This is a genomic window from Maricaulis sp. B-26 (assembly GCF_056857855.1).
Genome location: NZ_JBSXNX010000011.1, coordinates 72,835 through 85,177 on the forward strand (window position 1 = coordinate 72,835; position 12,343 = coordinate 85,177).

Genomic DNA, 12,343 nt, shown 5'->3' on the forward strand with positions numbered 1-12,343 from the left:
TTAACCAAGCTCTTTCACAGGGCGTAAAACGGTCGCGTGCTACATCCCGCCTCATGAACAGTCGGGATGTATTCATGCGTAAGCCGATCCGGGGAATGACAATGGCTCTGGTCGGGCTGGCGGCAGGCGTGTCCGCGCCGGCGCTGGCGCAGGATGCTGCGAGCATTTACGGCGAACGCGAATATGCGATGGCCGTGGACTCGGTCTGCGACCTCTTCACCCGGCCGCAACGCGACGCGCTCGACGCCGCCCGCCTCCAGGCCCGTGGCATTCTGCTGCGCGACGGCGTCTCCGAACACGTGCTGGACGATTACAGCCGCGATATCGCCGCCGAGGCGACCCGCACGGCCTGCCACACGCAGGAGATCGCCGCCATGCAGGCGCGCGTCTCAGGTGCCTTCACGGCCTATCAGCGCATGATCGCGATGGAGTTTCCGGGCGACACCTTCACCTGGTCGGCCAGCCGCAGCGTCATGCCCGGCACGCCGAGCTGGGCGCTGCTCCAGGATACCGGCGAAATCCGGGTCGGCATGAGCCAGACCGATGGCCGCCGCCGTCTGACCGCCGCCCTGCCCCATGCCCGCGGCGCCACCTCCGCCGTGCTTGTCCTGCGCGATGTCGATGCGGCGCCTGAGCTTTACGATCCGACCATGGGCGGAAGCTTTCCCGGCCCCGCCGATGCGCCCTGGGCAGAGTGGACGCCGCCGAGCTATGCGCGCAGCCTCTACTGGGCCAGCGGTCGCGGCGATGCGCCCGCAGTCGCCGAACTCGCGGCGAGCGAGTCCGCCGACGTCTTCTATTTCTCCGACGACGCCAAACGGGCCCTTGCGGAACGCGATCCGCGCGAGGCGGCACGCGTCGAGCTGATCGACCGCCGTGGCCGGACCGTCGCCGTGCATCATTTCGAGATCGGGGATTTTGCGGCCGGGCTGGCCTTCCTGCGCGCCGGAGACGTCACGCCCGGCACGGTCGCCGACACGCAAAGCTGATCAGGCGGCACCGGCCTTCTTGGCCGTTGTGATGTCCTGGGACGCGGCCTGGGCGCGTTCGATCTGCTGGCGCACATCCATTTCCAGCCCCGGGTGACGCTCCACCTCGCCGCCATGATCCTCGGACTGCAGGACCGGCAGGGTGATGGTGACCGTCGTGCCCTCGCCCTTGCGGCTGGCGATCGACATCGTGCCGCCATGCAGTTCGGCCAGAGCCCGCACCAGCGACAGGCCGAGACCCGTGCCGCGCTTTTCGATATCGCGGGCATTGGCCGCCTGGCGGTAGGGCTGGCCGAGACGCTCGGCCTCTTCCGGATCGATACCGACACCGCTATCGCCGACGGCAAGCACAAGATTGTCGCCGGAGGCCCGGGCCATCACCACGATGGCGCCGCCTTCCGGCGTGAACTTGACGGCATTGGACAGGAGGTTGAGCAGGATCTGGCGCAGTGCCTTGCGGTCGGCATTGACGAGGATCGGCTCCTCGTTTCGCTTGACCGTCAGCGAGATGCCCGACTCCTCGGCCTGCAACCGCATCATCTTGGTCGCCAGGCCGACCACTTCGGCGATATCGAAATCCTCGCGCACCAGCTCGTAGCGATCGGCCTCGATCTTCGACATGTCGAGCACGTCGCCGATCAGCTCCATCAGATGCTGGCCGCTTTCATGGATGAGGTCGGCATATTCCGCATAACGCGCCGGCAGCGGCCCGAAGAGGCGCGCCTTCATGACGTCGGAAAAACCGATGATCGCATTGAGCGGCGTGCGCAGTTCATGGCTCACCGAGGCGAGGAATTGCGACTTGGCGCGGGCTTCTTCCTCGGCGCGCTCGCGCGCGGCCTCGGATTCGGCCAGTTTCGCCTTGAGCGCGGCGTTGTCCTCTTCGGAGACATGGTTGACGGAGCCGCCATAGATCGGACGTCCGTCGATACGGACGCGGGTCTCGCGGCCGCGCTGGCCGCGCAGGGACAAGTCCTCGCTGACCGGCGTCAGGGCGGCCCGGCGTCCGGTCGCGGCCAGATTCGCGCGGTGCTCGTCGTCGAAACCGAGATCGGCCAGTGGCAGGCCGGAAAGATCGCGCGGCAGGCCCGGCGACATGTCGCGCAGGCCCTTGGACACGGCAATGATGTGACCGTCATCATCGCAGGCGATCAGGGCGACCGGCGCGGCGTCGAAAGCCTTGGCGCGCAGTCGGCCGTGCTCGGCCTCGCGGCGGGCCCGGTCGGCATCGCGCACGGCGCGCAGGGCGGCAAAGCCGAAGCCCGTCGCCACCATGAGGACGCTGCCGAGTACGAAGGGAAGCTGGAATTCGATAGCCATCGGCGCCGGCTGGATGAAGCCGCCGAAATGCAGCCCGGCCACGACCAGCGACGCCAGCCCGGACAGCGCAGCCGATTTGACGATCGCCTTGCGGTCGCCGGCGGCCGCCGCAACGGAGGGCGCGAGAAGAAAGGCCAGCACGCCCAGCCCGGTAATGCCGCCGCCGGAAACGGTGACGCCGGCCGCAAGCGCGGTCCAGAGCATGGCGAGGACGAAACGTTCGAAATCGCGGTCGAGACGATTGGCGAGACCGAATCCGGCAATAGCCGGAAAGGCGATCGCAGCCAGTCCGGCGACTCGCAGCCAGAGCGGCCCGTCGAGGATCGGCCAGAGCTTCGGCACGGCATAGGCCAGCGTGCCAATCCAGACCAGATTGACGATCAGGCCGCCCTGCCGGGCAATCCAGCCCATTATGTCTCGCTTATTGGATCGCATTTTAGTGCGTCGCGACTCACTTTCGTTAACGTTCGGAATCTTGGCTTGCGGCGTTAACAAATACTGAATCCTAAACTTTATCTGTTTACGGTTCAAAACCGCTAAGCGCCTCGATAATTCATGACATTTGAGGCCTTGGAGCTGCCGCGCGGACAAGGCAGTATGCGGGGACCGGTTCAGGGAGTCCGTGTAATGCTTGTCAGTGTTCTTGCCGCCTTGTCGCTCGCCGTCGCCGCCGACCAGCCGGGCAATAATCCACAACTTTCCACAGGCGCCGACGTCCAGCAGGCGGCGGAAAGCGAAGGTCCGGTCCTCCAGCTCGAGGCCACGGATGCTCCGGGTTCGGAAATCGTGCGCGAGTCGGCCGGCGAATACGCCGCCTATCACCGCGTCATTGCGGACCTCCACTCGGCCCCGATCGGATCGGGCGAGGATCTCGACCAGGCCATGGACAGTCTCACCGCCTTTTACGGCGAGGACCGTCTCGTGCGGGCCTGGATCGCCTATGCCGCCATCATCGCCGCGCGCCATCCCGAATATCTCGACGAGGTCAGCGAGCTGGCCGACTATTACGGACCGCAGGCCGCCATGTCGGGCCTGATGTACGATCCGGGCTTCGCCACGAGCTTCTCCACCGCTGACAATGCCGAGGCCTCCGTCGTTGAAGTCATTCAACAGGATACGTCCCAGATTCGCGAAGTCGGCGAGCGCTATCGCACCGCGGCTTACGACCTTCAGTCCCAGCGCTGGGCCAATCGCCGCGCCGGCGACCGCCAGGCCCGGCTGGCCGCGCTCGCCAGTATCGGCGAACGCCCGATCACCGTGCCCGACGACGTACAGATCACCCTCGCCTCGAACTATGCCACCGGCCTGCCGGCCTCGGAGCTCTTCGAGTATGAGGACGCCGTCCTGCCGGCCGGAAGCGTCGGCCCGCAGCTGCGCCTCAATGTCGGCGAAGCCCAGGTCACGCCCGACAGCGAACGCATCGGACGCATCCTTTCCGTGGCTGCGCTGCAATCGCTCGACAGCGATCCGGCGAACACGGAGGCGGTCATCGACGCCCTCCTCAGCGACCCTGCGGTCGAGCGCTGCCTCGCCTGGGTCCGGCTCGATCTCCAGCAATGCGTCGCCGCCGGCCATTTCAAGTATGAGGACAGTTTCTGCATCGCCGAGCATGCGCTCATGGATGTCAGCAATTGCCTCGGCGTGAGCCGCTCGGCCGGCCAGTAAAGCTCTGCCGCCGGACGCAGCCGGGATTTACCAATACAGGGTTACCGCGAAGGCTCGAATTCGCGGTCGCCCGGAACGGCGAATTTAACGCTTCTGTTCCAGCTCGGGACAGAATTGGATTTTCTGAAAATTTTAGACAAATCCGCCGTCCCGCCTTTGCACGTCATTCGTCCTAACCCTTGGATTCGCGTGATTTTTTCGCGCGTTTACCCTAGCCTCGATCCTGCATTGGGACGTCTCACCCGGTCCCTGTGGTTACGAGGTTTCGCATGATGTTTCTGCTTCGCGCAGCATTCTGGTTTGCCATCGTCAGCGTGTTCGTCCCGAGCGATTTCGCGGGCGACGCCTTCGAGCTTCCGGCCGATCTGTCCGAGACCCGGATCGACGCCGCCGCTCCGGTGAGCCAGTGGTGCGAAGAAAACGAAGCGCTCTGCGAAGCCGGCGAAGAGGCTGCCCGCCTCGGCGGTTTCCTGTCGCAAATGGCGACGGAGCGCATCGAGGCCGCGATCGAGTCTCACGAGGAAAACCGGTCCTGAGTCGGCTCCGGCCCTTGCCTTCCCCTTGACCACACGTCTCGCAACCGCAGCCGCGGCTTGCCAGCGTCACGCACGCACACTACGTCCACGCTGTGATGACCGAGACCGATATCCAGACCGAAGTCGACGACATCGTCGACGAGTTCGACCTGCTCGACGACTGGGAGCAGCGCTACCGCTATCTCATCGATATGGGCAAGGCGCTCCCGGACATGCCCGAGGGCGAGCGCACCGATACCAACAAGGTGAAGGGCTGCGTCAGCCAGGTCTGGCTCGTGACCGAGCCCGGCGATGACGGCCGCCTTGTATTCCGGGCCGACAGCGACGCCCATATCGTGCGTGGCCTCGCCGCCCTGCTGGTACGGCTCTATTCCGGCCACAAGCCCGCGGACATTCTCAGCGTCGATGCCCGCGAAGTCCTCAAGCGGATCGGTCTGGCCGAACACCTCTCCCCGCAACGCTCCAACGGCCTGAACTCCATGATCGGCCGGATCCGCCGCGAGGCCGGGGCGTAGAGCCTCATTATCCGCACCCGTAAATCTCCGCCAGTCGTGCCAGCGCCAGTTTGAGGGCTGTGCGCCCGCTGCGTTGAGCCCAGCCGAAGCGCCGTTCCATGGCGGCCAGGCTCTCCTCATGCACCAGGGCGGCCTCGATTATGCGCGCCATGGCCGGTCCGAGATGATCAAGCGTATCCATGACGCGGTCCCTGGCCGCCATGGCGGAGAGTGTCGCATCCTCGGGGCCCGAGCGCTTTCCCTCCCCCCGGCGGCTGGGTACGGGCGACCAGTTGCGCGTGATTGTCTGGCTGAGCGTGGAGCAATGATAGTCGCGCAGGAAACGCTCTCCGGCCTCGCGCTCGCCGGGCTCCAGCCAGGCCGTCCATTTGCCCAGCGCGCCCTCGCGCAGATTGGCCCGGGCGGTCTCGATACGGCCGGTCGCGCTCATCACCGGGCGGTCGGCCATGGTGCGGTGACGGGCGGCCGGCTCTGCGCCCTCGTCCGGCTCGCGGCCTGCTTCGCTGCGTCCCGTCGCGGAGAGGACCTGTCCCGGCCCGCGGTTTTCGAGCCAGCCCTTGCGCGCCGCCGCCTCGACATCGCCGCGTGCAGCCCGGGCTACCGGCCGGCGGCGGCGATCGGCGCGCGGATAGACGCCATAGCGGCTGTCGGAGCCGGCCAGCGGCAGAAGGACGGCGCCATCGCGCGCCAGGGCTCTCATCCATCGCGGCGCGCTCACTGGATCATCTCCCGCAGCCCCGTCACCGGCAGGCGCGGCGCATCGCGCAGGATCGCCTCGAGCGCATCGAGATGCCGGTCGAAGGCGTCGTCGTCCCGCTCGTCCTCGACGCGGTGGCAGGCATGGGCCGCCGTCGAGCGATCGCGGCCGAAGGCCTGGGCCACCCGCGAGAGCGGCAGTTCGAAGGCGACATGGGAGAGATACATCGCGACCTGGCGCGCAAAGGCCGTCTCCCGCGAGCGCCGTGTCGGCGCCTCCATCTCCTGCTGCGAGACTCCGAAGGCATAGGCCACCGCGCTGCGCGCCAGGTGCGCCCGGGCCACGTCTTCGTCCTGTTTCAACTCGTATTCACTCATCACGCACTCCCGCATTCCCGCGCTGCCCCGATGAGCGCGGATAGGTGGATGCTAGTGAGACTACGCCTGGGTGGGGATAATATTCCTATATTGATTGCAAAGAAAGAGGGCGCAACCCTTGCGAGTTGCGCCCTCCCGTTTCAGTGTTTTCCGGCTAAGTCCCGGAAATGCTTACGGTGCCAGGTAAGCGATGATGAGGACGACAGCCAGCAGGGCCGAGGTCCAGATCGCCAGCAGCCCGGAGGGGATATCCCGGCTCAGCGCGCCCATAGGACTAAATGCCTGGAAGAGGCGTGCAGCCGCCCCGGCACGGACACTGGCCAGCACATTGCCCAGGAAACCGGCGAAGCGGTCCTGCATGGCGTAGGTCCAGCGCGCAATGCTGTCCAGGAAGCGGCGATAGACCCAGTCCGTGTCGAGATTCACGCCGCGCTTCTCCTCCGGATACCAGCCCATCCGGACCAGGAAGGCGAAGGCGAACATGGCCGCGAGCAGAAGCTGCATCTGTCCGACGATATGGTCGAAGGTGAAGGGCTCATAGTGCAGCGCCGCCTCCGGGAAGGGCAGGAGCTCGTAGAGCGTCCCGTAATCCACCCCGAGATAGACGCAGATCAGCGCCGCGATCCCCATCGCCATCAGCATGTTCACCGGCGCCTCGCGGACGCGATGGCCTCGATCATGGGCGAAGAAGGCGAAGTACGGAATCTTGATGCCCGAGTGCTCGAGCACACCGGCCGAGGCGAAGACCAGGACCAGCCAGACGATCATATGCCCTTCCTGCGCGACCGCCGCCAGGGTGAGCGCCTTGGCCACGAAGCCCGAGAAGAGCGGGAAGGCCGAGATCGAGGCGGCGCCGATGATGCAGAACACCGTCGTCGCCGGCATGGACTTGAACAGCCCGCCGAGCTCGGAGGCTTTTACGGTTCCCACGCGGTGCAGGACCGCGCCCATGCTCATGAAGAGCAGGGCCTTGTAGATGATGTGCACGAAGGCGTGTGCCGCAGCGCCGTTGAGCGCCAGCTCGGTGCCGACCCCGACACCGACGACCATGAAGCCGAGCTGGTTGTTCAGCGAGTAGGACAGCACCTTGCGCAGATCGTTCTCGACCACGGCGAAGAAGACCGGGAAGGCCGTCATCACGGCGCCGATCCAGATCAGGTGTTCCGTGCCGGCATAGCCCCGCGCCAGCGCGTAGACGGCCAGCTTGGTGGTGAAGGCCGAGAGCACGACGGCGCCGGTGATGGTCGCCTTGGGATAGGCGTCCTGGAGCCAGTTGTGCAGCAGCGGGAAGGCGCACTTGATACCGAAGGCGATGAAGATCAGCAGGCCGCCGAAGGTCTCGATGGAGAGACTGTCGTCGAAGGCCCAGCTGCCCGTCGTCTCGGCATGGATCACCGCACCGGTGAGCAGCAGCACGCCGGAGAGGATGTGGATCGCCAGATAGCGCAGGCCTGCCTTGTAGGCGGCCTGGGTGCGCGAGCCCCAGATCAGGAAGACCGAGGAGATCGCGGTCAGCTCCCAGAAGAAGAAGAGCGTCAGGAGATCGCCGGCGAAGACGGCGCCGAGACCGGCACCGGCATAGATCAGGCCGGAGGCATCGCCGAGCCGGTCCTTCTCGTGCAGCCCGTAGAGCGCATTGATGAAGGCCGCGATGATGAAGACCAGGCCCCAGATGCGGGACAGGCCGTCATAGCGGAAGGTCTCGAGCGTGAAGCCCGCCATCTCGATAATGCCGTAAGTGCCCGGTTCGCGGACATTGAACCAGAGCAGGATGGCGATCACCGGTGCGACCAGGGCCAGGCCCTTGCGCACGTAATGGTTCGGCACGAGGGCGGCGATCAGGCCGCCGATGATGACCGGCCAGGCCGGCGAGACGTGCTGGAGCGACTCGATCATTGCTCGCCCTCCCCGTCCCAATAGCTTTCCTCGCGGCCGAGAAAGTGCCGGATCACGAACCAGCCGCCCATCACGGCGAGCACGAAGGCGCCGAAGCCCCACATGGCGTAGAAGCCGTAGAACTGAGCCAGCTCGACATATTCATGCCGGTGATGGAAGAAATCCGGCACCACGAAGGCAAGGGTCAGAGCCAGAAGGATCCAGATCATGGACGATTTCAGCCAGCCGCTGTCGAGCCACAAAAAGGGGCGCGCGGCCGGATGGATCAGTTCGTCATGCTTGTCGTTTTGATCGCTCACTGTGCGACCTCCGCAGCAAGGTTGGGCGTCATGAAGACCGGCTCGAGATAATCGCGCAGCGGTCCGATCAGGAAGAAGAGGACGACGACACCGGCCGCGGTGATCACCGGCGGCAGGATGACCATCATCGGCGGCTTCTTCTTCAGGCCGGCCTCTTCAGGCTTGTTGAAGAAGGCCCGGGCGCTGATAGGCAGGAGATAGGCCACGTTCAGGATGGACGAGGCGATCAGGGCCACGATGAGCAGTCCGTGACCGCTCTCCCAGGCCCCCTGCATCAGGAAGAGTTTGGGCCAGGTACCGCCCAGCGGCGGCAAGCCGATGATGGAGAGCGCGCCGACCGTGTAGGCGATGAAGAGGACCGGCATGTATTTGCCCAGCCCGTTGAGCTGGGAGATATCGGTCTTCTTGGTCGCGGTATAGATCGCACCGGCGCTCATGAAGAGCGTGATCTTGCCCCAGGCGTGCATGACGATCTGCAGCGCGCCGCCGAGCATGGCGAGCGGCGAGGCCAGCATCACGCCCAGCGTCACATAGGAGAGCTGGGAGACCGTGGAGTAGGCCAGCCGGGCTTTCAGATTGTCCTTGGTCATGGCCACGACCGAGGCCAGCACGATGGAGATGCCGGCGATCCAGGCCAGCGCGTCCGAGGCCGGCGTGGCCGCGATCAGGGCCGGGCCGAAGATGTAGGTGCCGACCTTGAGCATGGCGAACACGCCCGCCTTCACGACCGCCACCGCGTGCAGCAGGGCGGAGACCGGCGTCGGCGCCACCATGGCATTCGGCAGCCAGGGGTGGACCGGCATGAGCGCCGCCTTGCCGATACCGAAGGCGAACAGGACGAGCAGCACGCCGGCGATGGCCGGGCTGGCATTATTGATCGCCAGCAGGCCGCCCGCCATGAAGTCGGTCGAGCCATTGGCCACGAAATGCGTCGCGATCACGGCCGGCAGCAGGAGACCGATCGAGGTGCCCAGCAGGATGGACAGATAGATCGCGCCGCCGCGCTTGGCCTTGGCGTCACCCTTGTGCGTGACCAGCGGATAGGTCGACAGGGTGAGAACTTCGTAGAAGAGGAACATGGTGAGAAGATTGGCCGAGAGCGCCACACCCATGGCCGCACCGATGGCGATGGCGAAGCAGACGTAGAAGCGCGTCTGGTTCTTCTCCGCATTGCCGCGCATATAGCCGATGGAATAGAGCGAATTGACGATCCACAGACCGCTCGCCACGGCCGCGAAGACGGCGCCCAGCGGCTCCAGCTTGAAGGCGAGCTCCAGCCCCGGGGCCAGCGTGGCCAGGTGCAGGGTCGGCTGGCTCGGCGCAATCTCGACGAGATAGGCGACATTGAGCGCCAGCAGCACGGCCGTCACGAGCGTCGCGCCTTCGCGCAGATTCGGACGGCTGCCCAGCAGGGCGATGAACACGCCGCCGATCGCCGGGATGGTCAGTGCGAGCGCGAGGGAGATTTCAGGCGTCCACATGGTCTACTGGCCTCCGATCACGGCGTCCGCGGCCGCACGGGCCAGCGATACCAGCGGGTCGGCATGGAAGAAGAAAACGACGTTCGCGGCGGCGAGAATGCCCATCGGCACAAGCACCATGACCGGCGCCAGCTTGCGCTTGGCGGCGGTGCCGTGATGGCTCGGCGGCGTATCCATCCAGATCGCCGACAGCAGGCGGGCGACATAGGCCAGCGCCAGCAGCGAGGAAATCATCAGGGCCGCGACCGCCCACCACCAGCCCTTATCGAGCGCAGCGGTGACGAGATACCATTTCGAGGTGAAGCCCACCGTCAGCGGCACGCCCACGAGGGACAGACCGGCAATGGTGAAGGCCGTGGCCGAGGCCGGCATGGTCTTGCCCAGACCGGCGAGATCCTTGATCCGGCGCACGCCGAAATTCAGCGCAAAGGCGCCCAGTGCCATGAAGAGCGCGCCCTTCATCAGGGCGTGATTCATCAGGTGCAGCAGGCTCGCGGACAGGCCGTCCCGCGTTCCCATGCCCAGGCCGAGCATCATGTAGCCGACCTGCGCCACCGAGGAATAGGCGAGCAGGCGTCGCGCATCGGTCTGGAACACCGCCTGGGTCGAGGCCACGATCATTGCGATCGTGCCGACCACGGCGAAAATCCAGGTAAAGGACAACGCCACGAAGCTCGCATCGGGATGGAAGACCGAGAAGACGAAGCGGATCAGCGCGTAGAAGGCGACCTTGGTCGCCGTCGAGGCGAGGAAGGCCGTCACGAAATTCGGTGCGAAGGCATAGGCATTCGGCAGCCAGACATGCAGCGGGAACATCGCCGCCTTGAGGCCGAGACCGACCACGATGAAGGCGAAGGCCGCCTGGGTGACGCGGTCATGCCCGTTCTCGGACAGGATCTGCGCCATGTCGGCCATGTTCAGCGTACCGGTCGCCATGTAGAGGAAACCGACGCCGATCACGAAGAAGGTCGCGCCGATCGTGCCGAGGACGAGATAGTTGTAGCTCGCCGTCAGCGCCCGGCGGTCCTTGTCCGCCCCCATGGCGATGATGGTGTAGGTCGAGATCGAGGAAATCTCGAGGAAAACGAAGACGTTGAAGGCGTCGCCCGCAATCGTCACGCCCAGCAGGCCGGCAAAGCAGACCAGGAAGGCGGAATAGAAGAGCGCGCGCTGGGACGCCTTGATCTCGTCCTCGACGCTCGGCAGCGCGTAGATCACGCACAGCAGGCCGACCAGGCCCACCAGGAGCAGCAGCGCGACATTGAGCATGTCGACGCGGTACTCGATGCCGAAGGGCGGTGCCCAGCCGCCCATGTGATAGCTCACGACGCCGCCCGTCGAGACCTGACCCAGCAGGACCAGGGCCAGAATGGCGACGATGGCGGACGTGGCCAGGGCAACGCCCCAGCCGGCCTTGCCGTTCGGCATCAGGGCAGCCACCGCCGCCATGATGAGCGGAATGGCGACAATCAGCGCAGGCGCGTGCACGGCGAGCCCCGCCGGCAGGAGATCAGCCAGGAACTGCATCAATCGGCGCTCCCCGATTCAAGGGAATAATCGGCTGCATTGAGGGCATCGTCCTCGATCGTCCCGTAGGCTTCGCGGATCCGGACCACGAGGGCCAGGCCGACGGCCAGGGTCGCCACGCCCACGACGATGGCCGTGAGGATGAGAACGTGCGGCAGCGGGTTGGAATAGATCACGGCCTCGGCGGCATGGGTCGCCGTTTCGGCACCGTGCGCTGCGGTTTCGGCGGCCTGCCCGGCCGTCTCGCTCGCGTGAGCGGCCGTATCGGCAGCCTGCCCGGTCGCCTCGACGGCGTGGCCGGCGGCCTCGGTCGCGGTGTGGGCTGTTTCGGTCCCGTAAGCGGCCGCGCCCTCGCCATGCTCCCCGCCCTCGCCGTGACCGCCATCGGCGATGATCGGCGGATTGCCGCCGAAAACCTTGCCGATGGTGATGTAGAGCAGGAAGACCGAGGTCTGGAACAGGGACAGGCCGACGAGGCGTTTCACCAGGTTTCCGGTCGCCACGACGACGTAGAGGCCGGTCATCATGAGGATGATGATCGGGATGTAGTTGAAGCGTTCGATCAGGATCTCGACCATGATTACCACTCCTCGTCCGGGATATCCGGCACCCGGCCGGCGAAGGCGTAGAAGATCGCCAGCATGACCGAGGTCACGGTACACAGCACGCCCAGCTCGACGAGCAGGATGCCGTAGTGCTGGCCGGTATGGTGCGACTGGTCGGGATGCAGCGCGTCATAATCGAGGAAGTTGAGCGGCTCGCCCGCGCCGTTCATGAACAGCGTCGCGACGCCCACGCCGGCATAGATCAGCACGCCCAGCGCGGCGCCGATGCGCACGAGCGAGGGCGGAACCGCCTTGCGGGCCTCTTCCATGCCGAAGATCAGGGCATAGAGGATCACCGCGACCGCGATGATGACGCCGGCCTGGAAGCCGCCGCCCGGTCCGAAATCGCCGTGGAACTGAACATAGAGACCGAAAACCACGATGAGCGGGATCAGCAGTTTTGAAACGACGCGGAGGATGAGATGCGGTGCCATGA

The 12,343-nt window shown here is 65.6% G+C and carries 13 protein-coding genes; 4 read left to right on the forward strand and 9 right to left on the reverse strand.

Annotated features, from left to right (window positions below; translation table 11 throughout):
* Nucleotides 1-74 precede the first annotated feature (74 nt).
* Complete coding sequence (locus tag AC13HB_RS01495) at nucleotides 75-989, forward strand: hypothetical protein (protein WP_482947946.1); 915 nt, start codon at nucleotides 75-77, stop codon at nucleotides 987-989.
* Here the strand turns inward: AC13HB_RS01495 and AC13HB_RS01500 are convergent, their stop codons facing one another.
* Nucleotides 990-2,720, reverse strand: a complete 1,731-nt coding sequence (locus AC13HB_RS01500) for a sensor histidine kinase (RefSeq protein ID WP_482947947.1) — start codon at nucleotides 2,718-2,720, stop codon at nucleotides 990-992.
* Nucleotides 2,721-2,936: 216 nt separating this feature from the next.
* Between AC13HB_RS01500 and AC13HB_RS01505 the strand changes: the two genes are divergently transcribed.
* The 3 genes from AC13HB_RS01505 to AC13HB_RS01515 all read left to right on the forward strand — a co-directional run bounded on the left by AC13HB_RS01505 (nucleotide 2,937) and on the right by AC13HB_RS01515 (nucleotide 5,025).
* Nucleotides 2,937-3,974: a hypothetical protein gene (locus tag AC13HB_RS01505; RefSeq protein ID WP_482947948.1), complete on the forward strand. Its 1,038-nt coding sequence runs from the start codon at nucleotides 2,937-2,939 to the stop codon at nucleotides 3,972-3,974.
* A 269-nt stretch (nucleotides 3,975-4,243) separates the two neighbouring features.
* The gene (locus AC13HB_RS01510) at nucleotides 4,244-4,510 is read left to right on the forward strand and encodes a hypothetical protein (protein ID WP_482947949.1); all 267 of its coding nucleotides are present in this window, start codon (nucleotides 4,244-4,246) and stop codon (nucleotides 4,508-4,510) included.
* A 95-nt stretch (nucleotides 4,511-4,605) separates the two neighbouring features.
* On the forward strand, nucleotides 4,606-5,025 hold the full coding sequence (locus AC13HB_RS01515) for a SufE family protein (RefSeq protein ID WP_482947950.1): 420 nt from the start codon (nucleotides 4,606-4,608) through the stop codon (nucleotides 5,023-5,025).
* A 7-nt stretch (nucleotides 5,026-5,032) separates the two neighbouring features.
* Here the strand turns inward: AC13HB_RS01515 and AC13HB_RS01520 are convergent, their stop codons facing one another.
* The 8 genes from AC13HB_RS01520 to AC13HB_RS01555 form a co-directional block, all read right to left on the reverse strand.
* Entirely contained in the window at nucleotides 5,033-5,743 is a 711-nt protein-coding gene (locus AC13HB_RS01520; protein ID WP_482947951.1) for a DUF6456 domain-containing protein, read from the reverse strand.
* On the reverse strand, nucleotides 5,740-6,099 hold the full coding sequence (locus AC13HB_RS01525; protein ID WP_482947952.1) for a helix-turn-helix domain-containing protein: 360 nt from the start codon (nucleotides 6,097-6,099) through the stop codon (nucleotides 5,740-5,742). Before AC13HB_RS01525 ends, AC13HB_RS01520 begins: the two co-directional genes overlap by 4 nt.
* A gap of 171 nt (nucleotides 6,100-6,270) precedes the next feature.
* Nucleotides 6,271-7,995, reverse strand: coding sequence for a Na(+)/H(+) antiporter subunit D (locus tag AC13HB_RS01530; RefSeq protein WP_482947953.1), 1,725 nt, complete (start codon nucleotides 7,993-7,995; stop codon nucleotides 6,271-6,273).
* A complete protein-coding gene (locus AC13HB_RS01535) occupies nucleotides 7,992-8,294 on the reverse strand; it encodes a hypothetical protein (protein ID WP_482947954.1) in 303 nt (100 codons plus the stop codon). The genes AC13HB_RS01530 and AC13HB_RS01535 overlap by 4 nt, the downstream gene beginning before the upstream one ends.
* Nucleotides 8,291-9,775 (reverse strand): proton-conducting transporter transmembrane domain-containing protein, encoded by a 1,485-nt coding sequence (locus AC13HB_RS01540; RefSeq protein ID WP_482947955.1) that lies wholly within the window; start codon nucleotides 9,773-9,775, stop codon nucleotides 8,291-8,293. The genes AC13HB_RS01535 and AC13HB_RS01540 overlap by 4 nt, the downstream gene beginning before the upstream one ends.
* Nucleotides 9,776-9,778: 3 nt before the next feature.
* Nucleotides 9,779-11,302 (reverse strand): monovalent cation/H+ antiporter subunit D family protein, encoded by a 1,524-nt coding sequence (locus AC13HB_RS01545; RefSeq protein ID WP_482947956.1) that lies wholly within the window; start codon nucleotides 11,300-11,302, stop codon nucleotides 9,779-9,781.
* Nucleotides 11,302-11,880 carry a cation:proton antiporter subunit C gene (locus tag AC13HB_RS01550; protein ID WP_482947957.1) on the reverse strand — a complete coding sequence of 193 codons (579 nt, stop codon included), beginning with the start codon at nucleotides 11,878-11,880 and terminating at the stop codon, nucleotides 11,302-11,304. The genes AC13HB_RS01545 and AC13HB_RS01550 overlap by 1 nt, the downstream gene beginning before the upstream one ends.
* A 2-nt stretch (nucleotides 11,881-11,882) precedes the next feature.
* On the reverse strand, nucleotides 11,883-12,341 hold the full coding sequence (locus tag AC13HB_RS01555; protein ID WP_482947958.1) for a Na(+)/H(+) antiporter subunit B: 459 nt from the start codon (nucleotides 12,339-12,341) through the stop codon (nucleotides 11,883-11,885).
* Between the last annotated feature and the right edge of the window lie 2 nt (nucleotides 12,342-12,343).

Coding starts and splice junctions, on each gene's coding strand:
- AC13HB_RS01510 (WP_482947949.1), top strand. CDS start 4,244: ATGATGTTTCTGCTTCGCGCAGCATTCTGGTTTGCCATCGTCAGCGTG.
- AC13HB_RS01505 (WP_482947948.1), top strand. CDS start 2,937: ATGCTTGTCAGTGTTCTTGCCGCCTTGTCGCTCGCCGTCGCCGCCGAC.
- AC13HB_RS01515 (WP_482947950.1), top strand. CDS start 4,606: ATGACCGAGACCGATATCCAGACCGAAGTCGACGACATCGTCGACGAG.
- AC13HB_RS01555 (WP_482947958.1), bottom strand. CDS start 12,341: ATGGCACCGCATCTCATCCTCCGCGTCGTTTCAAAACTGCTGATCCCG.
- AC13HB_RS01530 (WP_482947953.1), bottom strand. CDS start 7,995: ATGATCGAGTCGCTCCAGCACGTCTCGCCGGCCTGGCCGGTCATCATC.
- AC13HB_RS01545 (WP_482947956.1), bottom strand. CDS start 11,302: ATGCAGTTCCTGGCTGATCTCCTGCCGGCGGGGCTCGCCGTGCACGCG.
- AC13HB_RS01500 (WP_482947947.1), bottom strand. CDS start 2,720: ATGGGCTGGATTGCCCGGCAGGGCGGCCTGATCGTCAATCTGGTCTGG.
- AC13HB_RS01495 (WP_482947946.1), top strand. CDS start 75: ATGCGTAAGCCGATCCGGGGAATGACAATGGCTCTGGTCGGGCTGGCG.
- AC13HB_RS01525 (WP_482947952.1), bottom strand. CDS start 6,099: ATGAGTGAATACGAGTTGAAACAGGACGAAGACGTGGCCCGGGCGCAC.
- AC13HB_RS01550 (WP_482947957.1), bottom strand. CDS start 11,880: ATGGTCGAGATCCTGATCGAACGCTTCAACTACATCCCGATCATCATC.
- AC13HB_RS01540 (WP_482947955.1), bottom strand. CDS start 9,775: ATGTGGACGCCTGAAATCTCCCTCGCGCTCGCACTGACCATCCCGGCG.